Origin of the sequence: Kaistella montana (assembly GCF_024436175.1) — a bacterium.
GTDB lineage: Bacteria > Bacteroidota > Bacteroidia > Flavobacteriales > Weeksellaceae > Kaistella > Kaistella montana.
Window position 1 is genome coordinate 16,283 of the sequence record NZ_JANFQP010000001.1, and the last position, 23,094, is coordinate 39,376.

22 protein-coding genes and 1 tRNA gene are annotated in these 23,094 nt (G+C 36.8%); 14 read left to right on the top strand and 9 right to left on the bottom strand.

The window, feature by feature from the left end; genetic code table 11:
* Positions 1 to 31: 31 nt before the first annotated feature.
* Both NOV28_RS00085 and sucD read left to right on the top strand, forming a co-directional pair.
* A complete protein-coding gene (locus NOV28_RS00085) occupies positions 32 to 934 on the top strand; it encodes an LpxD N-terminal domain-containing protein (RefSeq protein WP_255926294.1) in 903 nt (300 codons plus the stop codon).
* 224 nt (positions 935 to 1,158) lie between these two features.
* Positions 1,159 to 2,031 (top strand): succinate--CoA ligase subunit alpha, encoded by an 873-nt coding sequence (sucD, locus tag NOV28_RS00090; RefSeq protein WP_255926296.1) that lies wholly within the window; start codon positions 1,159 to 1,161, stop codon positions 2,029 to 2,031.
* Between the two features lie 196 nt (positions 2,032 to 2,227).
* Here sucD and NOV28_RS00095 read toward each other — a convergent pair whose 3' ends face one another.
* The 3 genes from NOV28_RS00095 to dusB all read right to left on the bottom strand — a co-directional run bounded on the left by NOV28_RS00095 (position 2,228) and on the right by dusB (position 5,699).
* Positions 2,228 to 3,544, bottom strand: a complete 1,317-nt coding sequence (locus NOV28_RS00095; RefSeq protein WP_255926298.1) for an ABC transporter permease — start codon at positions 3,542 to 3,544, stop codon at positions 2,228 to 2,230.
* Positions 3,545 to 3,597: 53 nt separating this feature from the next.
* Entirely contained in the window at positions 3,598 to 4,503 is a 906-nt protein-coding gene (locus tag NOV28_RS00100; RefSeq protein WP_255926300.1) for an ABC transporter ATP-binding protein, read from the bottom strand.
* 200 nt (positions 4,504 to 4,703) lie between these two features.
* Positions 4,704 to 5,699 (bottom strand): tRNA dihydrouridine synthase DusB, encoded by a 996-nt coding sequence (dusB, locus tag NOV28_RS00105; RefSeq protein ID WP_255926302.1) that lies wholly within the window; start codon positions 5,697 to 5,699, stop codon positions 4,704 to 4,706.
* A gap of 196 nt (positions 5,700 to 5,895) precedes the next feature.
* Here dusB and NOV28_RS00110 point away from each other — a divergent pair, with 196 nt between their 5' ends.
* A complete protein-coding gene (locus tag NOV28_RS00110; RefSeq protein ID WP_255926304.1) occupies positions 5,896 to 6,282 on the top strand; it encodes a hypothetical protein in 387 nt (128 codons plus the stop codon).
* A gap of 68 nt (positions 6,283 to 6,350) precedes the next feature.
* Here the strand turns inward: NOV28_RS00110 and NOV28_RS00115 are convergent, their stop codons facing one another.
* The 6 genes from NOV28_RS00115 to fbp form a co-directional block, all read right to left on the bottom strand.
* Positions 6,351 to 6,554 carry a hypothetical protein gene (locus NOV28_RS00115; RefSeq protein ID WP_255926306.1) on the bottom strand — a complete coding sequence of 68 codons (204 nt, stop codon included), beginning with the start codon at positions 6,552 to 6,554 and terminating at the stop codon, positions 6,351 to 6,353.
* Positions 6,554 to 7,183, bottom strand: a complete 630-nt coding sequence (locus NOV28_RS00120; protein WP_255926308.1) for a DUF3575 domain-containing protein — start codon at positions 7,181 to 7,183, stop codon at positions 6,554 to 6,556. Before NOV28_RS00120 ends, NOV28_RS00115 begins: the two co-directional genes overlap by 1 nt.
* Positions 7,184 to 7,190: 7 nt before the next feature.
* Positions 7,191 to 8,363, bottom strand: coding sequence for a thioredoxin fold domain-containing protein (locus tag NOV28_RS00125; RefSeq protein WP_255926310.1), 1,173 nt, complete (start codon positions 8,361 to 8,363; stop codon positions 7,191 to 7,193).
* 269 nt (positions 8,364 to 8,632) lie between these two features.
* Positions 8,633 to 10,306 carry a glutamine--tRNA ligase/YqeY domain fusion protein gene (locus NOV28_RS00130; protein WP_255926312.1) on the bottom strand — a complete coding sequence of 558 codons (1,674 nt, stop codon included), beginning with the start codon at positions 10,304 to 10,306 and terminating at the stop codon, positions 8,633 to 8,635.
* Positions 10,307 to 10,412: 106 nt separating this feature from the next.
* Complete coding sequence (menC, locus tag NOV28_RS00135; protein WP_255926314.1) at positions 10,413 to 11,420, bottom strand: o-succinylbenzoate synthase; 1,008 nt, start codon at positions 11,418 to 11,420, stop codon at positions 10,413 to 10,415.
* Positions 11,421 to 11,423: 3 nt separating this feature from the next.
* On the bottom strand, positions 11,424 to 12,431 hold the full coding sequence (gene fbp / locus NOV28_RS00140; protein WP_255926316.1) for a class 1 fructose-bisphosphatase: 1,008 nt from the start codon (positions 12,429 to 12,431) through the stop codon (positions 11,424 to 11,426).
* Between the two features lie 253 nt (positions 12,432 to 12,684).
* Here fbp and NOV28_RS00145 point away from each other — a divergent pair, with 253 nt between their 5' ends.
* The 11 genes from NOV28_RS00145 to NOV28_RS00195 all read left to right on the top strand — a co-directional run bounded on the left by NOV28_RS00145 (position 12,685) and on the right by NOV28_RS00195 (position 23,063).
* Complete coding sequence (locus NOV28_RS00145) at positions 12,685 to 13,923, top strand: aspartate kinase (protein WP_255926318.1); 1,239 nt, start codon at positions 12,685 to 12,687, stop codon at positions 13,921 to 13,923.
* A gap of 6 nt (positions 13,924 to 13,929) precedes the next feature.
* Positions 13,930 to 15,768 (top strand): bifunctional lysophospholipid acyltransferase family protein/GNAT family N-acetyltransferase, encoded by a 1,839-nt coding sequence (locus NOV28_RS00150; protein WP_255926320.1) that lies wholly within the window; start codon positions 13,930 to 13,932, stop codon positions 15,766 to 15,768.
* Positions 15,769 to 15,854: 86 nt separating this feature from the next.
* A tRNA-Phe gene (locus NOV28_RS00155) sits at positions 15,855 to 15,927 on the top strand.
* 181 nt (positions 15,928 to 16,108) lie between these two features.
* Positions 16,109 to 16,540, top strand: a complete 432-nt coding sequence (locus tag NOV28_RS00160) for an RrF2 family transcriptional regulator (RefSeq protein ID WP_055042538.1) — start codon at positions 16,109 to 16,111, stop codon at positions 16,538 to 16,540.
* Positions 16,541 to 16,598: 58 nt separating this feature from the next.
* On the top strand, positions 16,599 to 17,042 hold the full coding sequence (locus NOV28_RS00165; RefSeq protein ID WP_255926325.1) for a DUF4149 domain-containing protein: 444 nt from the start codon (positions 16,599 to 16,601) through the stop codon (positions 17,040 to 17,042).
* An 11-nt stretch (positions 17,043 to 17,053) separates the two neighbouring features.
* Positions 17,054 to 18,088: a copper-containing nitrite reductase gene (gene nirK / locus NOV28_RS00170; RefSeq protein ID WP_255926327.1), complete on the top strand. Its 1,035-nt coding sequence runs from the start codon at positions 17,054 to 17,056 to the stop codon at positions 18,086 to 18,088.
* Positions 18,089 to 18,146: 58 nt separating this feature from the next.
* Entirely contained in the window at positions 18,147 to 18,971 is an 825-nt protein-coding gene (locus NOV28_RS00175) for a formylglycine-generating enzyme family protein (protein WP_255926329.1), read from the top strand.
* A gap of 34 nt (positions 18,972 to 19,005) precedes the next feature.
* Positions 19,006 to 19,584, top strand: a complete 579-nt coding sequence (locus NOV28_RS00180) for an SCO family protein (protein ID WP_255926331.1) — start codon at positions 19,006 to 19,008, stop codon at positions 19,582 to 19,584.
* A 25-nt stretch (positions 19,585 to 19,609) separates the two neighbouring features.
* Positions 19,610 to 20,032 carry a c-type cytochrome gene (locus NOV28_RS00185; protein WP_255926333.1) on the top strand — a complete coding sequence of 141 codons (423 nt, stop codon included), beginning with the start codon at positions 19,610 to 19,612 and terminating at the stop codon, positions 20,030 to 20,032.
* 46 nt (positions 20,033 to 20,078) lie between these two features.
* Complete coding sequence (gene ric / locus NOV28_RS00190) at positions 20,079 to 20,801, top strand: iron-sulfur cluster repair di-iron protein (protein WP_255926335.1); 723 nt, start codon at positions 20,079 to 20,081, stop codon at positions 20,799 to 20,801.
* Between the two features lie 18 nt (positions 20,802 to 20,819).
* Positions 20,820 to 23,063: a nitric-oxide reductase large subunit gene (locus NOV28_RS00195; protein ID WP_255926337.1), complete on the top strand. Its 2,244-nt coding sequence runs from the start codon at positions 20,820 to 20,822 to the stop codon at positions 23,061 to 23,063.
* Positions 23,064 to 23,094: the final 31 nt, after the last annotated feature.

Sequence of the window (23,094 nt, forward strand, 5' to 3'; positions counted from 1 at the left end):
TTTCCTCCATTATTTCGCATTTATCAGAAAAATGACTTTCAAAAAACCTCAGACCCTCCAATCCATCGCTGAAATTATCGGAGCCCAAATGATTGGCGACGCAAATTTTCCGGTTTTGGGAACCAACGAAATTCACATGGTCAAAAATGGAGAAATCGTTTTTGTAAACCATCCGAAATATTACGACAAAGCCCTGAATTCCGACGCTACGATTATTCTTATCGATAAAGAAGTCGCTTGTCCGGAAGGAAAAGCTTTGCTGATTTCAGAAGATCCTTTCAGAGATTTTAATAAAATCAACACTCATTTTACCCGAATTTATAATTTCACCGAGGAACTTCACGATTTGGAAGTGGGAGAGGGAACTTTCGTGCATCCAACTGCTGTGATCGGCAACGAAGTGAAGATTGGTAAAAATTGCCATATTTTCCCGAATGTAGTAATCGGCGACAGAACCGTAATTGGAGATAATGTGATTATCCAGAGCGGAACTGTTTTGGGCGGCGACGCATTTTATTACAGAAAACTGAACGGAAATTTCGATCGCTTGATTTCTGTGGGAAATGTCGTTATTGAAAACAATGTAGAAATCGGGAACAATTGTACCATCGACCGCGGCGTTACGGATTCTACCATCATTGGCGAAGGTTCTATTTTAGATAATTTAATACAAATCGGCCACGATACCATCATCGGAAAAAAAGTGCTTATTGCTTCTCTTGCTGCGATTGCAGGTTGTTGTGTCATCGAAGATGAGGTAACGGTTTGGGGACAAGTGGGAATGGCTTCTGGAAACCGTGTGGGAAAAGGAGCAGTTCTTTTAGGCAAAACCGGCGTCAATAAAGACTTGGAAGGCGGGAAAACCTATTTCGGACAGTTGGCGGAAGAATTTAGAGAATATTTAAGAAAAGAGGTGAAATTGAAAAATCTTTAGGATAAAAAAACTCAAGGAATTCTTTGCAGATAGGGCTGATTTATTTCCATTGATCGAGAAGATTAATTATAATAGATTGAATTAATATGATCTTTATGCTCTTCTAAAAAAAATATGATCAGTAAATTTTTACCATTTTTCTTTGAAAATGCCCCGATTTCCGGACTAGAATAATTAAATTTGTAGTGAATTAAATTATAAAGAACAAATTTAAAAAATATAAAATGTCAGTATTAGTAAACAAAGATTCTAAAGTAATCGTACAAGGATTTACCGGAAACGAAGGAACTTTCCATGCAAGTCAAATGATTGAATACGGAACCAACGTTGTAGGTGGGGTAACTCCAGGAAAAGGAGGAACTGAGCACTTAGGAAAACCGGTGTTCAATACCGTTGCAGAAACCGTAGAAAAAGCGGGTGCTAATGTATCTATCATTTTCGTTCCGCCGGCATTTGCTGCTGATGCGATTATGGAAGCTGCTGAAGCAGGTATCAAAGTAATCGTTTGTATTACTGAAGGTATTCCTGTAGAAGATATGGTAAAAGTAAAATCTTACATTGCTGACAGAGATTGCCGATTGATCGGGCCAAACTGCCCAGGAATCATCACTTCTGACGAAGCTAAAATCGGTATTATGCCAGGTTTTGTTTTCAAAAAAGGAAGAGTAGGAATCGTTTCAAAATCCGGAACTTTAACTTACGAAGCAGCTGATCAAGTAGTGAAAGCTGGTTACGGAGTTTCTACAGCAATCGGAATCGGTGGTGACCCAATCATCGGAACTACAACTAAAGAAGCTTTGGAATTGTTCATCAACGATTCAGAAACCGATGCTGTTGTAATGATCGGTGAAATCGGAGGTTCATTGGAAGCTGAGGCTGCAAGATGGTATAAAGAAAGCGGTTCTAAAAAACCGGTTGTTGGTTTCATCGCAGGACAAACTGCTCCTAAAGGAAGAACAATGGGTCACGCAGGTGCAATCGTAGGTGGTGCTGAAGATACTGCACAAGCGAAAATGGAAATCATGAGAGAAAACGGTATCAACGTGGTAGATTCACCAGCTGAAATTGGTTCTACAGTTGCTAAAGTTTTAGGATAAGATTGATATAACTTTAATATTAAAACGTTCCGTAATATTTGCGGAACGTTTTTTTATAATTTGTTAATAAATAACAGAGAAATAATAATTTGAGTAGGACTTTGCCCTATTTTCCAGTAATTTTCATTTAATAAATAAAAAAATCCCATCAAATTTTATTGATGGGATTTTTATTTTGTTTAAAATTGAATTCAATCTAGCTTCTAATCCATTTCCAAAGTTCTTTTGCTGTGGCTTTATTTCCGTACATTAAAATTCCTACTCGATAGATTTTTGCTGCCACGAAAATCATTAACAAAGTTGAAATAATCAGCAATGCCATTGAAAGTGCAATTTGCCAAGCCGGAACACCAAACGGAATTCTCGCAATCATCGCAACAGGCGATGTAAACGGAATGATTGAAAGCCAAAAACCAAGCGGACCTTCCGGATTGTTCATAATTGTGAAACTTCCGTACATTCCCAACATCAGCGGAATAATTGCAAAAAGAGTGAATTGTTGCGTTTCAGTTTCGTTGTCTACAGCTGATCCAATTGCTGCGTACATTGAGCTGTAGAAAATATATCCCATCAAGAAAAATACAATGAATACGAAGATGATCAACGGGAAATTCATATCTAAAAGGATGTGTGAAACCTGTGTAGCAGTTTCTGCGATGTCGAATTTCTGCATCATTTCTGCAGATTGTTCACCGCCAGGAATTTGTTTTTGCATTGCTTGAAAGCCCGTGTTCAGGAAGATTGCTCCCATAACCGACATCGTAATCCAAATTACAAATTGAGTGAGCGCTACCAAAGTTACGCCCAATATTTTCCCCATCATCAACTCAAAAGGCTTCACCGAAGAGATGATAATTTCGACCACACGGTTGTTTTTTTCTTCCAAAACGCTTCGCATTACGCGAACGCCGTAGATGATGATAAACATGAAAACAGCATACATCAAAATCATACTGAGACCAGATTTTACACCGAAATCAAGGTCAGAATCAGCTTTGTTATTGTCCACCACATTTTGGGTGTTTAGATCAAAATTTTTATCAAGGTTTACAAGTTGGTCTTCCGAGAGACCGAGGGTTTTGATTTTTTCTTTTTTAATGACTTTAGAAAGGTCAGCAGAAACGCTTGATTTGGTTTCGAAACCGATTTTTTTATTGATGAGTAATTTGGTGCTTTTCTCCAACTCGTCGAAATCGTTGTTTTTCAATTCTGGGATGATCAAAAGCCCTTCGATGCCCGTCATTTCCTTTAAAGTCGAAGTGAGCGCTCGTTCATTTTCCTTGGGAACAAAAACATATTTTATGGTGTTATCGCTCTTCAGATTTCCCACGAAAAGTCCGCTTTTATCAACTACATTGAAGGTGCTGGAACTTTCATTTGCCTTAAACATAAACGCAATTAAAGCTCCGAAACCAATCATTAAAATCGGCGCAAGAAGCGTGAGAATGATGAAAGATTTTTTCTTCACTTGCGTGAGATATTCTCTTTTCGTGATTAAAAATATATTTTTCATGGAATTTTTTCAGTTTTTATTGATGTGAATTTTGTTAATGAAATCGCTACAACTTATTTCGCAACTGCATTGATGAAAACTTCATTCATGCTTGGGATTTTTTCATCAAACGAACGGATTTTTCCGATTTTCATCAGTTCATTCAGCAATAAATTTTGGTCGTTATCATTTTTCAATTCGAAAGAAACGAGCTGGTTTTGAGTATCGAATTCGTTGATGTGAAATTTTTTTCTAAAGTTTTCAAATTTTTCCAAATCTACTTCTGAAAGCGTGATTCCGAAGATATTTTTTTTGAATTTTTCTCTCACATCGAATACTTTTCCGTCCAGAACTTTTTTTGATTGATTGATCAAAGCAACATAATCGCACATTTCTTCCACACTTTCCATTCGGTGTGTGGAGAGGATGATTGTGGTTCCGTTGTTTTTCAAATTCAGGATTTGATCTTTAATTAAATTGGCGTTCACGGGATCGAAACCAGAAAAAGGTTCATCCAAAATCAGCAGTTTCGGGCGATGCAAAACGGTGACTACAAACTGTATTTTCTGCGCCATTCCTTTGGAAAGTTCGCTGAGTTTTTTCTTCCACCACTGATCTATTTCTAGCTGCTCGAACCAATATTTTGCCTGACTTAATGCTTCATTTTTGCTCATTCCTTTCAGCTCGCCGAAGTATAAAATCTGGTCTCCGACGGACATGTTTTTGTACAAACCGCGTTCTTCAGGCATATAACCGATTTGTTTGATGTGCTCCGGATTGAGTTTTTGTTGATTGATGAAGACTTCTCCCGAATCAGCTTGAGTAATTTGATTAATGATTCGGATGAATGTCGTTTTTCCTGCGCCATTGGGTCCTAAAAGTCCATAAATACTGGCTTCGGGAACATTGATTGAGAAGTTGTCGAGCGCGAGTTTTTTACCGGCGTTGTAGGTTTTGGTGACGTTTTCTGCTTTCAGCATGAAGATGATTATTTGAAAGGATTAGTATAAAAATACTTTGGAAAGTTACGGAATTTTGGGAGAAAATTCGGATAAGGTTTCTGGGATTTCCTTTTTTGGGTAGGTAAGGTGTCAAAAAAAATAGCGTTCCGTAGGAACGCTATATATCAGTGGGATTTTATTGATCTACACAGATTTGATTCTTACGGAATCTGAGAAAATTAATTTGAAAATTGATGTTCGCGATAAAAATCAGCAGCTTCGGCAATCACCTGATCCATTTCTTCTAAAGTGAAAACTTCGAGGAATTTTCTCCGGAAATCTTTAAAATGCGGAATTCCACGGAAATAATTGCTGTAATGTTGGCGCATTTCGATGAGTCCTAGTCTTTCGCCTTTCCATTCCATGCTCCATTCTGCATGCTGGCGAACGGCTAATAAACGATCCGTAATCGTAGGTTCAGGTAATTTTTCTCCAGTTTGGAAAAAATGTTTGATTTCATTAAAAATCCAAGGGTAACCAATCGCTCCACGGCCGATCATGATACCGTCGCAATCATATTTTTGCTTGTATTCCAGAGCTTTTTCGGGAGAATCTACATCGCCGTTTCCGAAAATTGGAATTTCGATATTCGGGTTATTTTTGACTTTAGAAATATAATCCCAATCGGCTTCGCCTTTGTACATTTGAGATCGTGTTCTGGCGTGAATAGTTAGCGCTTTGATTCCTGCATCTTGCAGTCTTTCAGCGACTTCCATGATGTTAATCGTTTCGGTGTCCCAACCTAAACGGGTTTTTACGGTAACCGGCAAATGTGTAGAGTTTACGACCGCTTTGGTGAGGCGAACCATTAAATCAATATCTTTTAAAACGCCGGCTCCGGCTCCTTTGCAAACGACTTTTTTCACTGGACAACCGAAATTGATGTCGACCAAATCGGGGTTAACGGTTTCTACGATTTTCGCGGACATCGCCATTGCTTCTTCATCGCCACCAAAAATTTGAATTCCGACCGGTCTTTCGTAATCGAAAATGTCGAGTTTTTTGCGGCTTTTCATGGCATCACGAATTAAACCTTCGGATGAAATAAATTCGGAATACATCATATCGGCGCCGTGCATTTTGCAAAGTCTGCGAAAAGGAGGGTCCGAAACGTCCTCCATTGGGGCAAGAAGGAGTGGGAACTCAGGAAGTTCTATATTTCCGATTTTTATCATGGTGCAAAAATACTATTTTTTTGAATGATAGAGGAATTGGTTTTTTTTAATGAATTTGATTTTGTTGTTTAATGTTTTATTTTGATTGTTTCTAAGGTGTTTTTGAATATTATTTATTTTTTTATAAAAATGTATCTATTTTATTAAAATATTAGTAATTTTATTATCTAAAAACAACACTATGAGAAAATTTTTATTGACATTGTTTCTTTTGGGGATTTCTTTTGTTCAGGCTCAACTGACAGTTACAACCAATCTACGCGAAGATGGGGTTTGGAACAAGGACAAGATGATTTGGGATATTACGTCTACGGAAGAAGGTCTCACGGTTTTTAATTTTGATAAAAATCTGTCCAGTTTCCGTCATATTACCAATAGTATGACTTCTGTTTATACTATTAAAGATTGGGATTATGATGAAAAAGAAGTGCTTTACGAAATGCAGGTGCAAAGTGATGCTGGGAACGATTATGATTTTTTGATTGATGGGATTAATGAAGTTGTGATTTTCTTTTATCATGACAAGGATGGAAACTATCGAATGGTAAGACATGTTATTAAAGATACTAATTTTCAAGAATAGTATTTTTGAGTTTCATAAAAAAAAAACAGATCCGAAAAAGATCTGTTTTTTTATGTTATAACCAAGCTTCAATCAAAATCATGATGCGTGTCGTCTTTTGAGTTTTTAAGAACGAACCACATTCCGATGGTTAATCCGATTACGCCGGCTACAGCCGTCATCAAAGCGCGTTCTAACTTGTCTGGAAGATCATTTCCGATATAATTCATTAAGAAAAGAATCAGGAAAGTGATGACAGCGATTACAGCGAATTTTTTACTTTTTATATTCATTATCTTATTTTATATGAAATCATAATTCCACCTCTGTACGGAAGCCATTCTCCGCTTCTGTTGTATTCTCTGGTCGGATCGGTATCGTAACGAACGCCTAATTCTTTATGATAGCCTTTGTAATAACTTTGTATTGAACCACCACCGACGTATAAATCCATATTCCAATTTTCGCTCAATTCAAACTGATAACCGACGGTTGCTCCAATGAGGAAAGAGAAACCGTTTTGGTACAAATCTGAAGTTGTATAAATCGGCGATTCTGGAGTATACTGGTAATCACTGTTGCTCCAGTAATTATATTTTTGAATAATAAAGCGAGAAAAAGAGATGTTTCCAGCAACATACCAATGTTTAAAAGCTTCGTTAAAATAATATCTTCCGTCAAAACCGAGCATATAAACTTGTGCATATTTTCCGGCAAAAGATTTCCACGGAGAAATGAAAACGTCGCCTTGAAGCGTCCATTTTTTGTTCAATTGATATTCAACACCCGCGTTCAACATTCCAATCGGAAGGAAAAGCGCATTGGCTTTCACGTAAAGTTTTTTGGTTGTGAGAGAATCTTGCGATTGAGCAGTAGAAAGCGCTGCAAATGAAATTGCGATTGCCAATAAAAGTTTTTTCAAAACAGATTTATTTTAAAGTTTCTAAAAGTTGAGTTGCGAGTGTGGCGTCTTTGCCTTGAGCATTGGCGATTTTTTTCGAGATTTCGGCATAAGCTTTTGCCTGATCTTTATTGCCTGTTTTCGAATAAATTTTTGCCAAAATATAAGTGTTTTCAGGAGTTTCAGATTTCATTACCGATTTTTCTGCCCACTCTTCAGCTTTCTTTAGTGAAGAAGGCTTGGTGATGTGCTCACTGAAAATCCAAGCTGCTTTTAGAAGTTCCTCGGATTCGAAGTTTTCTGCGTTTTGATAGTATGATAAAGCTGCTTTTTCGTATTCAGCAAATTTCCCGTAATTGGGATAAAGTATGACTTTCATTCGGTTCAAAGCAGTTTCAGCTTCGGTTTTTCCGACCAATGGAATTGCGTTTTTGTAGAATTCTTCATCATTAATTGTTCCGGTTTTTTGATCCAAAGCATTTTCTAGAATTTTAGAAATTTTGATGTTGGTATCAAATTGATTGTAAATATCTTCCGACATCAAAGTAGTGATTTCCTGTTTTTTAGCAACAAAAATCTGATAATTGGGGTCGCTTGGAGATTTAATGAAATAAAGCAACATTCCAACTTCGTCTTTCGTCAAAGCTTGATTGCCTTTCACTTTGAAATATCTTTCCGAAGCTTTTTTTGCCAATTCGTAATCGCTTTGTGCGTACAAACTCATCATATTGAGTAAAAATTCAGGATCACTTTCTCCTTTTTCAAATAATTCTTTGTTGGAAGAATTTCTGTATTTCGGTTGGTTGGCTTCTTTTGCGATGGTCAGAAAATCCTGCTCTCCCATGTAACCGTAGTTTTTCATCACCACTTCACCTTCACCATTCAGAAAAAGAAAAGTAGGATAGGAACGAACCCCGTATTTCATTGCGATTTCTCGACCTTCCCCTTTTTCCATATCAAATCTTGCGTTGATGAAATTGGCGTTGTAATATTCTGTAACCGAAGGCAGCGGGAAAATATTTTTCTCCATCATTTTGCAAGGTCCGCACCAAGAGGCATATGCATCGATGAAAACCAATTTTTTTTCAGCTTTTGCTTTAGCTAAGATCTCTTTGAAACTTGTGTTCTGAAAATAGATGCTTTGCTGGGCAAAAACAGTGATGGAAAAAGAAATAAGAATTAAAAAAAACAGTTTTTTCATAGAAGCTGAGAAATTTGATGCGAATATAATTATAAATAAATAACAAGGAAAAAATATTTAAAAACAACTTAATTATGTTTAATAAATGAATTTTTGGCTTAAATATTGATGGCCTTTTAAAAAATAAATGTCACATGAAAAAGAGCATGAAACAATTCAAGATCCGGTATTTGCGAATGCTTTCGAAAGTGAAAGATCAAGTTTTTGTAAATGGAGTCATTTAAATTAAAAACCCTTTCGGTGCAATTTCCGAAAGGGTTTTTTGGTTTTTATTCTGGTTTGTAGCCGTCTTTCAAAGTGACCGTTCTGTTGAAAACCAGTTTTTCGTTTGTAGAATCGGGATCTTTGGTGAAGTAGCCAATTCTTTGGAACTGATAAGGTTTTCCTACTTCAGCGTCTTTCAAGCTTGGTTCGGCAAATCCTTGAACGATTTTTAAACTTTCAGGATTGATGAATTCCAAGAAATCAGTTTCTTTCTCTGCATCTGGTTGCGGAGTGGTGAAAAGTCGGTCGTAGATTCTTACTTCTACCGGTAAAGCATGGTTTGCGGAAACCCAATGAAGCGTTCCTTTTACTTTTCTTAAACTTTCTTCGGTGCCACTTCCTGATTTGCTTTTCGGGTCGTAAGTTGCATAAATGGTCGTGATTTCGCCATTTTCCTCCTTTTCAACACGTTCTGCTTTGATGATGTAAGCGGATTTTAAACGAACCTCGCCACCTAATTTTAATCGGAAAAATTTGTTACCGGCTTCTTCCTTGAAATCTTCTCTTTCGATATACAATTCTCTGGAGAAAGGAATTTCACGGATTCCAGCGTTTTCATCTTCCGGATTATTTTCGGTTTCTAGCCATTCTTCAGCGTTTTCAGGATAGTTTTCAATCACCAATTTCACGGGATCAATTACCGACATCACGCGGGTTGAAACTTTATTTAAATCTTCTCTTACGAAGAATTCGAGCAATTGAATATCAATCAAATTCTCTCTTTTTGCAACACCAACTCTTTCGATGAAATTTCGAATTGATTTAGGCGTAAATCCTAATCTTCTCATTCCTGAAATGGTAGGCATTCGCGGATCATCCCATCCTGTTACCACATTTTCGGCAACCAAACGTTGTAGCTTTCTTTTGGAAGTGATCATGTAAGAAACATTCATTCGCGCAAATTCTCTTTGCTTGTTTCTCACTTTGGATTCATCATAAACTTGATCCAAATACCAATCGTAAAGTGGACGGTGGTTTTCGAATTCTAAAGAACAAAGCGAGTGTGAAATTTGCTCGATATAATCGGATTCCCCATGTGCCCAATCGTACATCGGATAGATTTTCCATTTGTCTCCGGTTCTGTGGTGCGGTCTTTTCAAAATTCGGTACATCACAGGATCGCGCATGTTCATGTTTGGCGATTTCATGTCGATTTTTGCTCTTAAAGACATACTTCCTTCCTCGAATTCGCCGTTTTTCATTCTTTCAAAAAGATCCAAAGATTCTTCTACCGGTCGATTTCGGAAAGGGGATTCGATGCCATCTTCGAAAGGGTTTTTTCTTTGTGCGGTGATTTCTTCCGAAGATTGTTCATCTACGTAAGCTTTTCCGTCTTTGATCATCTGAACCGCCCATGCGTAAAGTTGATCGAAATAATCAGAAGCATAAAGTTCTTTATCGTACTTGAAACCAAGCCATTCCACATCTTTTTTAATGGAATCTACGAATTCTTGCTCTTCTTTTTCAGGGTTGGTGTCATCAAAACGCAAATTTACCGGTGCGCCGTATTTTTCGCCCAAACCAAAATTGATGCAAATCGCTTTAGTGTGACCTACATGCAGATAACCATTTGGCTCCGGCGGAAAGCGGAAACGCAGTTGGTCTTTGGAGAAACCGTTGGCTAAATCGTCTTCTATAATTTGCTCAATAAAATTGAGGGATTTTTTTTCTTCTTCCATTGTCTATTCTTGTATCGGCAAATTTACGGATTCTTCGCAAAAGATAAATACTAAATGAGTTGCTCATTTTGAACTTCAATATAAATCTTGAAAATCGGTACTGTTTTTAAGTTTTTTCTATCGAAAGTTGGTCACCAACTAAACGAAGTGGAGAGGGAAAATTGTTAGTAAATAAACCACCTGTTCCCAATCCTTGTGGAATTTTTGGATTTTTGGTGAAAGTATATTGTGCGATGGCATTTAAGCCGATATTACTTTCCAATGCGGAGGTGATCCACCAACCGATTTGCAACTTTTCTGCTAATGAAATCCACTCGTCGGAACCTGAAAATCCACCTATTAGTGAAGGTTTCAGGATGATGTATTGCGGTTTTATTTTTTCTAAAAGTTCTTCTTTTGCATTGAAATCGAGAATTCCGATTAATTCTTCATCCAAAGCAATCGGTGTTGGAGTTGTTTTGCAAAGCATTTCCATCTCTGCTAAATTTCCAGCTTTTATCGGTTGTTCGATGGAGTGAATTTCCAAATCTGCTAATTCTTTTAAAATCGTTTTCGCTTCATCGAAACTGAAACCGCCATTGGCATCAACGCGCAATTCAAGTTCATCTTTCGAAAAATTTTTGCGAAGTTGGGCAATAATTTTTTTCTCAGAATTCCAATCGACACCAATTTTTAGTTTGATGCAATTGAAACCATCTTTTAGTTTTTCTTCGATTTGTTGTTGCATGAAATCTGCATCGCCCATCCAAATTAATCCATTGATTTTGATGGAAGATTTTCCAGCGGTAAAATCACTTGGAAAGTAAATTTCATTTCCATTTTTAAGGTTCAGTATTGCTTGTTCATAACCGAACCAAATCGAAGGAAAATGAAGTAATTCTTCTTTTATAAAATCTGGATTTTCATCAATGTTTTTACACAACCAACGAAGTTTTTCTTCGTATTCAGGAACGTCATCATAACTTAATCCTCTGAAAACGGCGCATTCTCCGACTCCGGTTTGGTTATTTTCCGAAATTTTCAAAAAATAAGTTTCTTTGGTATGCAAAACGCCGCGGGAAGTTCCTCCCGGGCGCTTGAAATTGAGAATGTATTGATGATATTCTGCTGTCATTTATTATGCTTCTTTCATGAATTCTTCTGCTTTTTCCACCATTTTAGTGCTTCCGCAGAAAAAAGGAACTCTTTGGTGTAATTCCGTTGGCTGAATTTCCAAAATTCTTCTGAAACCATCGCTGCATTTTCCACCTGCTTGTTCTGCCAAAAACGCCATCGGATTGCATTCATACAGCAAACGAAGTTTTCCGTTGGGAGATTGGGAAGTTGATGGATAAATATAAATTCCGCCTTTAATCATATTTCGGTGAAAATCAGAAACCAAACTTCCGATGTATCGCGATGTATAAGGACGATCGCCTTCTTCAAGCTGACAATATTTAATGTAATTCTTTACTCCTTGTGGAAATTTAATGTAATTTCCTTCGTTAATGGAATAAATTTTACCAGTTTCCGAGAATTTCATATTCGGATGGGAAAGGTAATAAGTTCCTAAACTCGGATCCAAAGTGAAACCATTTACTCCGTTTCCGGTGGTGTAAACAATCATTGTGGAAGAACCGTAAACAACATAACCAGCCGCGATTTGGTTCACTCCTTTTTGTAGAAAATCTTCGAGAGAAACGGGAGTTCCGGGTTCGGTAACCCTTCTGTAAATTGAAAAAATAGTTCCTACAGAAACATTCACATCAATGTTGGAAGAACCGTCGAGAGGATCAATCAGCACTACATATTTGCTCAAATGTGCATTCGAACTGGCGCGAATTTCAATGAAATCGTCACTTTCTTCGGAGGCAATTCCGCAGACAACTTCCCGCTGAGAAAGCGCTTCGATAAAGATTTCGTTGGCCAAAACATCTAATTTTTGTTGTTCTTCTCCTTGGATATTTTCATTGCCCGCTTTGCCGATGATATTGGCAATTCCGGCTTTGTTTACCTCGCGATTTACAACTTTCGAGGCGAGTCGGATTGCACTTAAAAGTCGAGAAAGTTCACCGGTTGAGTATTGGAAATCTTCCTGTTTATCAATTATAAATTCACCAAGGGTTTGAAAATTCTGTTCTGACATTATTTGGGTTTTTGCATTTTCACAAATTTCGGAATTTTCTTTTAATTAAATGTGTTTTAATTGTTTTAAAAAGCTGATTTTTGCTTTCTTTTTTCCATTTTTTAATGATAATTGAGCGCAGAATTTGAAAAAGAGCTTCTTCCAAATTAAAGCAAGTTTTTTTATCTCGCGTTAAATTAATAATTTTGATAAATATTAATTTTTAGTTAATGTAAGTTTTTCGAGTATAAATTATTGATTATTAAATATTTAAATGAAAATTTTTAAGTTTGGTGGAGCATCAGTGAAAGATGCGGAAGGAGTGAAAAATGTAGCATTTGTTCTGGAATCTCAGGGTTTTGAGAATTGTTTGCTTGTGGTTTCGGCAATGGGAAAAACAACCAACGCTTTGGAAAAAGTGGTTGAAAATTATTTTGCTAAACAGGATTACCAAACGGAAATTGAAAAAGTAAAACAATCGCATTTGGAAATTTCCAACGGACTTTTTAAAGAAAATCATCCCGTTTTTGCTGAAATTTCTTTGTTTTTTGATGATATTGAATCTTTCTTGAGAAGAAATAAATCGCCGAATTATAATTTCGTGTACGATCAAGTTGTAAGTTGTGGTGAAATGATTTCCTCGAAGATTTTGAGCGAATATTTGAATGATATTCAGTTTAAAAATACTTGGCTTGATGCGCGCGATTACCTAAAAACTGATAGCAACTACCGAGAAGGAAACATCAATTGGGAAGAAACCCAGAAAAATATTTCAACGTTGGATGTTAGTAAATCGTTTGTAACTCAAGGGTTTATTGGTTCTGAAGCGAATAATTTTACGGTCACTTTAGGAAGAGAAGGTTCCGATTATTCAGCCGCGATATTTGCGTACTGCCTCAATGCGGAAGCAATGACGATTTGGAAAGACGTTCCCGGAGTGATGACCGGCGATCCGCGAAAATTTGATAACGTAAATCTTTTATCAAATATTTCTTACGAAGAAGCGATTGAAATGGCGTATTACGGAGCATCAGTAATTCACCCAAAGACTTTGCAACCGCTGAAACAAAAGAATATTCCTTTTTATGTAAAATCATTTTTGGAACCAAAAAGACCGGGGACCAAAGTTGGAAATGCTTCTGAAAATCAACAAGAAGAATCTTATATTTTAAAGGAAAATCAGCATTTGATGCGCATTGCGACGCGAGATTTTTCGTTTATTGCAGAAGAACATTTAAGCCAGATTTTTGCACAATTGGCTAAATTTAAAATCAAAATTTCGTTGATGCAGAATTCCGCGATCTCTCTTGCGCTTTGCCTTGAGGACAAATATGGAAATATCGACGAGCTGAACCATGAATTGCAGACAATTTTCAGTACCGAACTTACGAAAAATGTATCGCTGTTTACAGTGAGAAACGCTAAATTAGAGGATCTAAATAAATTTTACGAGAAGAAAAATATCTTGCTTGAGCAGATTTCTAAAAAAACAATACAAGTTGTATTTAACTGATAACCAATGAGTCTTATTTCTAAAAATGATTTAATTAAAGTGTCGGGTCTGAACCGTCTAGGATTTCTGAAAAATCCTGTTGCAGCGGCAGTCATGTACTTCACGAAAATTAATGAAGTGAACAAATTATATGATGTTCTGAAAGACAAAACCGGAAAAGATTTTTTCGATTCTTTCGTGCGAGAAAGAAATCTAAAATATATTGTTTTCGAAGAAGATCTTGCTAAAATCCCTAAAACAGGACCTTTTATTTTAGTTTCTAACCATCCGTTGGGTGCAATTGATGGAATTTTGATGACGAAAATTCTCAGTGAAATTCGACCGGATTTTAAAGTGATGGGAAATTTTCTCCTTGAAAAAATAAAACCCATGGAACCTTACGTGATTTCCGTAAATCCCTTTGAAAACCGAAAAGAAATCCGAAACAGCGCTTCCGGAATGCGGGAAACCTTGAAGCATCTTGAAAACGGAGGTTGTGTAGGAATTTTTCCTGCGGGGGAAGTTTCAAATAAAAACAATGAATTCGGAGAAATACACGATAAACAATGGGAAAAACCTGCGTTGAAATTAATTAAAATGGCGAAAGTTCCTGTAATTCCGATGTATTTTCATGCGAAAAACAGTCGGCTTTTTTATCAAGTTTCCAAAATTCATCCGGAATTGCAAACATTGATGCTCCCTGCAGAAATGATGCATAAAAGAGAAAAACCGATCCGAATAAGAATCGGAAAACAGATATCAGTAAAAGTTCTCGAAGATCATGATTCGGTGGAGGAAATGGGAGAGTTCCTGCGCAAGAAAATCTACATGCTGAAATCGTATTACGACAAAAGAAAATCTATCGCCGAACAGCTGAAACTTTCTAATTTAAAACTCAATTTTCCTTTATTGAAAGAAGAAAATGTAGTACAAAATATCATCGATGAAACGCCACAGGAAGATTTGATAAAAGACATTGAGTCGCTTTACAAAAAAGATAAAATGCTGTTCCGAAACGGCAATTATGAAGTGTTTTTTGCAACCTATTCGGAGATTCCTTCCATCATGCGCGAAATTGGAAGACAACGCGAGCTTACCTTCCGAAAAATTGGAGAAGGAAGCAATTTGCCTTTTGATTTGGACCATTATGACGAACATTATCATCATCTTTTTCTTTGGGATAATGTTGCGCAGCGATTGGTCGGTGCTTATCGGATGGCGTTGGGAAGCGAAGTGATGAAAGTCCACGGCATCGATGGGTTTTACACCAGTTCTTTATTCGAATTTGATCCGGAATTGAGACCTTTTTTCCGAAAAGTAATTGAAATGGGAAGGGCTTATATTTCTGCGGAATATCAGCAAAAACCTTTGCCACTTTTCCTTTTGTGGAGAGGGATTGTACATGTTTGCCTGAGAAATCCTGAACACAAATTCTTGATGGGCGGAGTGAGTATTTCGGATAAATTTTCGGAGTTTTCTAAATCATTGATGATTGAATTTATGAGGTCGCATTACTACGATTCTGCCGTTGCACAATACATCCATCCGAAAAAAGAATTTAAAATAAAACTGAAAGATCGCGATAAACATTTGTTTTTCGATGAGGTAGAATCGGATTTAAACAAACTTGATAAAATTATTGACGATTTGGAGCCGGAAATGCGTTTGCCAGTTTTGATTAAAAAATATATCAAACAAAACGCAAAAGTGATCTCTTTCAATGTAGATCCTAGTTTTAATGATGCAATTGATGGATTAATGTACATCAGAATCAGCGAACTTCCGGAGAGTACAATCAAACCTGTACTCGATGAAATGAGTGAGCAAATACAGAAAGAAGAAAATAATTCCACTGAAAATCAATAAATTTCGATTTAATTGCAATATTTTTCACAAAATCATTTGCATCATAACGGAAAAGGTTATACTTTTGCACCACTCAATAACGGAACGGTTTCTTAGCTCAGTTGGTAGAGCAATGGATTGAAAATCCATGTGTCCCTGGTTCGATTCCTGGAGAAACCACAAAAAATTGATATTCAACCACTTACAGAAATGTAGGTGGTTTTTTATTTCTCAATATTTAATTTTTAGGAAAGATTAATGGCCTTAAAATAAACATGAATTAAATCATATTTAAATAAAAGAGTTTTTTGTCTTTTATTTAAAAAATAATTTTACATTTGTATCAGAAAAAGAAAGAGATATGTTTTCTAAAACTTGCGAATATGCTTTAAGAGCTTTGATTTATATCACCCAACAAACAAAAGATGGGGGAAAGATAGGAATCAAAGACATTGCAGTGGGAATTGATTCGCCTGAATATTTTATCGCTAAAATATTACAAGATCTTAGTCGCAAAGGTTTTGTGCAATCAGCAAAAGGACCAACCGGTGGATTTTATTTAGATGAAACCAGCCTTAATCGTTCTTTGGCAGAAATCGTAAAGGAAATGGATGGTGACAAAATTTTCACGGGTTGTGCTTTAGGGCTGAAAGAATGCTCAGAAACCCATCCGTGTCCCGTTCACCATGAATTTAAAAGTATCAGAAATAACTTGTATAGGATGTTGCAGAATAATAAAGTAGGGGATTTTGTGGATCGATTAGATGCTCATGAAGCTTTTTTAAAAAAATAAATCAAAGAATTCTATTTTTTTATTCTAATAAAATATAAAAAGGTATTAATATATTAAAATGAAATATCAAATTAAATATCCATTGGTTTTCGCTATCAGTTTTTTCTGGTTCGGATTACTATTAGCGATTAGTTTCATAGAAACACCGATGAAATTTCAGGTTCCCGGCATCACGCTGCCTGTTGCTTTGCAATTAGGAAAAACAATGTTCAGGATTTCCACCTGTATTCAATTGGTTTTGATGGTTTTGGTCTTTTTGAATTTATTCTTAGATCAATCGAAACTCACTAAAACTATTTTATCTACAAGTATTTTGCTCGCTTTGATTTTGATTTTAGAGAAATTTTGGATGTTGCCAATTTTGGATGAAAGAGCAAACATTTTAGCGTTAGGAAAAGGTCTTCCACCAACTCCGCTGCACGATTATTTTATCTACGCAGAATCTTTTAAAGCCATTTTGCTCCTTTTATTAGGTTTTTCACAACTAAAGAAAATTTTATAAATACCCATACTATGAAAAAGTATTTTTTAACCCTCGCTACTTTGCTTACAGTTATTACTTTAAATTCATGTAAGAAAAGTTCAACAGAGTCTAATTCTGCCGATACCGAAAAAATTTCAGTTTCTGGCAATGCGGAAGAAATTAAACTTACCTCGCCACCATTTGTACCTGCAGCAATTGGGGATAGAGCCGCCAAAAAAGTAATCGTTCGTTTGGAAACAATAGAAAAAACCGGCGAATTGGCAGATGGAACACAATATAACTTCTGGACTTTCGGAGGTTCTGTTCCGGGAAGTTTCATTCGCGCAAGAGTTGGCGATGAAGTTGAATTTCATTTAAAAAACAACGAAAATTCAACGTTCCCACATAATATTGATCTTCATGCAGTAAATGGTCCTGGAGGTGGAGCAGAAGCTACTTTCGTAGCACCAGGAAAAGAAGCCGTTTTCAATTTCAAAGCTCTAAATCCTGGTTTGTATGTTTACCATTGTGCTACAGCGCCGGTTGGAATGCATATCGCCAACGGAATGTATGGGTTAATTTTAATTGAACCGGAAGGCGGATTACCAAAAGTAGACAAAGAATTCTACATCATGCAAGGCGATTTCTATACTAAAGGAAAATTTGGAGACAAAGGAATGCAGGAATTTGATATGGATAAAGCCATTGCTGAAAATCCGGAATATGTAGTATTCAACGGGAAAACAGGATCTTTATTAGGTGAAGGCGAACTTCAGGCTAAAGTTGGTGAAACCGTTCGTTTCTTTGTTGGAAATGGTGGACCAAACCTTACTTCTTCATTCCACGTAATTGGTGAGATTTTCGATAGAGTTTATATTGAAGGCGGAAGCACAATCAATGAAAATGTGCAAACCACTGTAATTCCTCCTGGAGGAGCTGCGATTGTAGAGTTTAAAGCGACTGTTCCGGGAGAATATGTCATCGTAGATCATGCTCTTTTCCGAGCATTCAACAAAGGAGCTTTGGGTAAAATAAAAATTACAGGAGCCGATAACCCGAAAGTTTACAAATCGAATAAGCAATAAATCCATAGTTTTTTTAATGTTTTTGGTTCTGCTTGGGGATTTTAATTCTATTTTAAAAATGAAATATTTCGCGTACATATTAGGTTTTACTTTACTTTTTTCTTGTAGTAAAAAGCAAATTACGGTTGAAAATACCACCGCAAAACCTCATTTGACATTCATTTCCTGCCAAAAAAAAATGGTGAGAGTTGAAGGTGGAAAATATCGCCCATTTGTAGGTGAAGAAAGCGATAGTTTAACCTCTGTGAAATCTTTTTTGATAGATGAAACCGCTGTTACGAATGCGGAATATCTTAAATTTTTGAAGAAAAATCCCCAATGGACCAAAAGCAAAGTTTTGAAACTATTTGCTGACAGTACTTACCTTCATTCTTGGAAAAGCGATTATGAAATTCCAGCAGATGTAAGTTTGGATGCGCCTGTAACCAATATATCTTGGTACGCCGCAAAAGCCTACGCAGAAAGTGTTGGGAAAAGATTGCCAACTGTGGATGAATGGGAATTTGCCGCAAGAGCTAGCGAAAAACTAAAAGACGCGACCGAAAACCCAGAATTCACTTCCGAAATTCTGAATCTTTATCAACAGAAATATGGATACAAAAAACCGGTGAAACAGCACGCAGCTAATGCTTGGGGGATTTATGATCTCTATGGAACAATCTGGGAATGGACGGAAGATTTCAATTCGGTGATGATGACCGGAGAATCTCGAAAAGACAATACGGTGAACGAAACGTTGTTTTGCGCAGGTGCTTCAGTGACTTCCTCGGATCTAAGAAATTATGCCGCATTTATAAGATTTGCAATGCGAGGAAGCATGAAAGCCAACTACACCGTCAATAACCTCGGTTTCCGATGTGCAAAGGATTTAGTTGAAAATTAAAGATCTGACAAAGGAAAACCCAATAAATAATACTATGAAAAATATTTTAAAAACCCTTGTTTTTGCATCCCTTTCGCTTCTTGTTTTGGGAAGTTGTAAAAAACAAGAAAACGAAAATATAGATCCTGCTTCTATTTTTAATTTAAGTTCAAAATGGGAGACGCCCGACGGAACCAAAATTCAATTGGAAGATCTTAAAGGGAAAGTACTCACGATGGTTATGGTTTACACTTCTTGTAAAACGGCTTGCCCAAAATTAACAGCCGATATGAAAGTCATAGAAGCAAAAGTAGGACACAAAAATCCTGAAGATCTACGCTATGTTTTAATCTCAATCGATCCTAAAAATGACACTCCTGAGAAAATGCGAGAATTCATTAAAAACTATCATTTAGAAGGCAAACAATGGCTATTTATTCGAAGCAATGAAGACAATACAAGAGAATTGGCCAATGTTTTAGCCGTAAAATACAAACAAATTTCCCCAATGGAATTTTCACATTCCAATATCATCAGTGTTTTTTCAAAAGACGGAGTTTTGGCTCATCAAAAAGAAGGAATCAGCGTTGATATCGAAGGAACAGTAAACGCAATTAAAAATCAACTCAAATAATTATTCATCATTAAAATTAATCAAAATGAAAAAGCTTTTTTTAACATCAGCCTTAGCAGTTTTAACAATAATGTCTTGCTCCAAAAAAGAAGAAGCGACACAAGAATCTGCAAACCAACCAGAATCTAACGTAATGTTGGAAGAAAAACCGACAGAAGCTCCTGCAGCAACTCCCGCAGCTGCAGCATTAAGCCCTGAAGAACAAGGAAAACAGTTGGTAGAAGGTACTGATTGTCTTTCATGCCATAAAGTTGACGCAAAATTAGTTGGTCCGGCTTATCAGGATGTTGCTGCAAAATATACCGACGCAGATATTGATAAACTCGCAACAAAAATCATCGATGGTGGAAAAGGTGTTTGGGGCGATATCCCAATGACGCCACATGCGGGATTAAGTCCTGATAATGCAAAATTAATGGTAAAATATATTCTTTCTTTGAAAAAATAAGTTGCTGGATTTCAATTATTTAAATAAATTTGTATATAAAATAGTCATGAATACAAGAACAGACCTCATAGGAGAAATGGTTGCAGAAGATTTTAGAACGGCAGCTGTTTTTAAAAAATATGGAATCGATTTTTGCTGCAAAGGCGGTAGAACCATCGCTGATGCATGTGAGAAAAAAAATATTGATCAAGAAAAAATCATTTCTGAATTAGAAAGTCTTCCTAAAACCGATGCTTCCGGAATTGATTTTAACAATTTCCCCATCGACTTGCTTGCTGATTATGTAGAGAAAACGCATCATCGTTATGTGGAAGAAAAAACACCAATACTTCAGCAATTTCTAGATAAACTTTGCAAAGTTCACGGAGATCGTCATCCGGAATTGTTTGAAATTAACGCTATTTTCAACGAATCTGCCCGAGATTTAGCAGCACACATGAAGAAAGAAGAATTGGTGCTATTTCCATTTATTAAGCAAATGGTAAAAGCTAAAATTTCTGGTGAAGATGTTTTGCAGCCTCATTTTGGAACCGTAGAAAATCCTGTAAATATGATGATGCACGAGCATACTACAGAAGGAGAACGATTTGAAAAAATCGCGCAATTAACCAATAATTATATTCCTCCAGCAGATGCTTGCAACACTTACCGCGTAACTTTTGCCATGCTTCAAGATTTTGAGAACGATCTTCATAAACATATTCATTTAGAAAATAATATTCTTTTCCCAAAATCCATCCAACTGGAAAAAGAATTTGCTGCAGTTTAAATTTTTAATCTCAAAAATATGACACCAAAAAAACTATGGACTTGGTTGGCTTTCGTAATGATCGCTTCTTTTGCGGTTCTTATATTTTACGGAGCTGATATTTACCGTAAAGTTCCGCCCATTGCAGAAAAAGTGATGACTACAGACGGACAAGTTTTGTACACAGCTCAGAACGTAAAAGATGGGCAAAATGTATGGCAATCCATCGGTGGACAAACCGTGGGAAGTATTTGGGGACATGGTGCTTACATTGCTCCCGATTGGAATGCGGATTATCTGCATCGTGAGGCTTTGCTTCTTTTAGATGAATTGGCAAAAAAAGACGGGAAAATCTACAAAGAACTTCCCGATGAAGACCAAGCAAAGTATCATATTTTACTGAAGAAAGAACTTCGCACCAATACTTTTGATGAGCAAACCAACACGATTACATTTTCTCCGGAAAGAGCAAAAGTGCAAAAGGAATTAGCGGTTTATTATACTAAACTATTCATGAATGATCCCTCGATGGCAAAACTGCGGGATGCTTATGCAATTCCTGTAAATTCCATCAAGGATAAAGATCGTATGAATGATATGAATGCTTTCTTTTCTTGGAGCACTTGGGTTTGTATTACCCAGCGTCCGGGAGATGATGTTACTTACACCAATAACTGGCCCCATGATCCATTGGTAGGAAATACCCCTTCGAGTTCTCTGCACTTGTGGTCTGGTTTCAGTATCTTAATGCTATTGGGCTGTGTTGGATTATTGGTGTTTTATCATGCTAGAAACAAAGAAGAAGAAATAAGCGAAGAGCTTCCACTAGAAGATCCGCTTAGGAATATGAAGCCAACTCCATCTATGAGAGCTACTTTGAAATATATTTGGGTAGTGGCATTGCTTATTCTTGTACAAATGTTAGCAGGGGTTGTTACTGCTCATTACGGGGTAGAAGGAAGTGCATTTTACGGAATTCCTTTAGACCAAATTTTGCCTCAATCCGTTTCCCGAAGTTGGCATGTTCAGTTGGCAATTTTCTGGATCGCAACTTCTTGGTTAGCAACCGGGCTTTATATTGCACCTGCTGTATCGGGATATGAACCAAAATATCAGAAATTAGGAGTGAATGTTCTGTTCGGAGCGCTTCTTGTCGTGGTTTTTGGCTCATTGACGGGTCAATGGTTGGGCGTGATGCAAAAACTAGGTTTGGTTGATAATTTCCTTTGGGGACATCAAGGTTATGAATATATTGAGCTGGGAAGAGTTTGGCAAATTTTATTATTGGTTGGCTTAATTCTTTGGTTGATATTGATGCTAAGAGCTTTGATGCCTGCCTTGAAAAAGAAAGATGAAAACCGTCACATGCTCACTTTATTTGTTATCGCATCTGTTGCTATCGCAATGTTCTATGCAGCTGGATTAATGTATGGGCGACAAACTCACTTGGCAATTGCCGAATACTGGAGATGGTGGGTGGTTCACCTTTGGGTAGAAGGTTTCTTTGAAGTTTTCGCCACCGTGGTAGCTGCGTTCTTGTTTACCAGATTAGGTCTGTTGAGAATAAAATCTGCTACAAATTCCGTATTGTTCTCCACGATAATCTTTTTAGCAGGCGGAATTTTAGGAACTTTCCATCACTTATATTTTAGTGCAACTCCAACTGCTGTTTTGGCTTTGGGAGCAACATTTAGCGCATTAGAAATCGTTCCTTTAGTACTGATTGGGTATGAAGCGTATCATAACTATCAATTAACCAAAACCACGAAATGGATTTCTGCTTACAAATGGCCAATTTACTGCTTTATTGCGATGTGTTTCTGGAATTTCTTAGGAGCCGGAATCTTCGGATTTGCCATTAATCCACCAATTGCTTTGTATTATATTCAAGGTTTAAATACCACTGCAGTCCACGGTCACGCCGCACTATTTGGAGTATATGGAATTCTTGGAATCGGGTTGATGCTATTTATTTTAAGAGGTTTGTATCCAGATCGTCAGTGGAATGATAAATTGATTGGTTGGGCCTTTTGGCTTACGAATATTGGTTTGTTTGTAATGACAACGATAAGCTTACTTCCGATAGGAATTATGCAAGCAGTTGCTTCTATTCAGGAAGGATATTGGTATGCACGTTCTGCCGAATTTATGCAAACGGATGTGATGAATTTTTTAAGATGGATGCGCGTTCCGGGAGATACTCTTCTGGCTTTGGGTGAGCTTCTTTTAGTGATTTTCATCATCGGACTACAATTTGGTTGGTCTCAGAAAGAAAAACGCTAAAATTCAACATTATTTAAAGAAAAAGGATTGG

Coding starts and splice junctions, on each gene's coding strand:
- NOV28_RS00185 (WP_255926333.1), top strand. CDS start 19,610: ATGAAAAAGCTTTTTTTAACATCAGCCTTAGCAGTTTTAACAATAATG.
- NOV28_RS00125 (WP_255926310.1), bottom strand. CDS start 8,363: ATGAAAAAACTGTTTTTTTTAATTCTTATTTCTTTTTCCATCACTGTT.
- NOV28_RS00195 (WP_255926337.1), top strand. CDS start 20,820: ATGACACCAAAAAAACTATGGACTTGGTTGGCTTTCGTAATGATCGCT.
- menC (WP_255926314.1), bottom strand. CDS start 11,420: ATGACAGCAGAATATCATCAATACATTCTCAATTTCAAGCGCCCGGGA.
- NOV28_RS00095 (WP_255926298.1), bottom strand. CDS start 3,544: ATGAAAAATATATTTTTAATCACGAAAAGAGAATATCTCACGCAAGTG.
- NOV28_RS00150 (WP_255926320.1), top strand. CDS start 13,930: ATGAGTCTTATTTCTAAAAATGATTTAATTAAAGTGTCGGGTCTGAAC.
- fbp (WP_255926316.1), bottom strand. CDS start 12,431: ATGTCAGAACAGAATTTTCAAACCCTTGGTGAATTTATAATTGATAAA.
- nirK (WP_255926327.1), top strand. CDS start 17,054: ATGAAAAAGTATTTTTTAACCCTCGCTACTTTGCTTACAGTTATTACT.
- NOV28_RS00100 (WP_255926300.1), bottom strand. CDS start 4,503: ATGCTGAAAGCAGAAAACGTCACCAAAACCTACAACGCCGGTAAAAAA.
- NOV28_RS00165 (WP_255926325.1), top strand. CDS start 16,599: ATGAAATATCAAATTAAATATCCATTGGTTTTCGCTATCAGTTTTTTC.
- NOV28_RS00115 (WP_255926306.1), bottom strand. CDS start 6,554: ATGAATATAAAAAGTAAAAAATTCGCTGTAATCGCTGTCATCACTTTC.
- NOV28_RS00145 (WP_255926318.1), top strand. CDS start 12,685: ATGAAAATTTTTAAGTTTGGTGGAGCATCAGTGAAAGATGCGGAAGGA.
- sucD (WP_255926296.1), top strand. CDS start 1,159: ATGTCAGTATTAGTAAACAAAGATTCTAAAGTAATCGTACAAGGATTT.
- NOV28_RS00175 (WP_255926329.1), top strand. CDS start 18,147: ATGAAATATTTCGCGTACATATTAGGTTTTACTTTACTTTTTTCTTGT.
- NOV28_RS00085 (WP_255926294.1), top strand. CDS start 32: ATGACTTTCAAAAAACCTCAGACCCTCCAATCCATCGCTGAAATTATC.
- dusB (WP_255926302.1), bottom strand. CDS start 5,699: ATGATAAAAATCGGAAATATAGAACTTCCTGAGTTCCCACTCCTTCTT.
- NOV28_RS00130 (WP_255926312.1), bottom strand. CDS start 10,306: ATGGAAGAAGAAAAAAAATCCCTCAATTTTATTGAGCAAATTATAGAA.
- NOV28_RS00180 (WP_255926331.1), top strand. CDS start 19,006: ATGAAAAATATTTTAAAAACCCTTGTTTTTGCATCCCTTTCGCTTCTT.
- ric (WP_255926335.1), top strand. CDS start 20,079: ATGAATACAAGAACAGACCTCATAGGAGAAATGGTTGCAGAAGATTTT.
- NOV28_RS00160 (WP_055042538.1), top strand. CDS start 16,109: ATGTTTTCTAAAACTTGCGAATATGCTTTAAGAGCTTTGATTTATATC.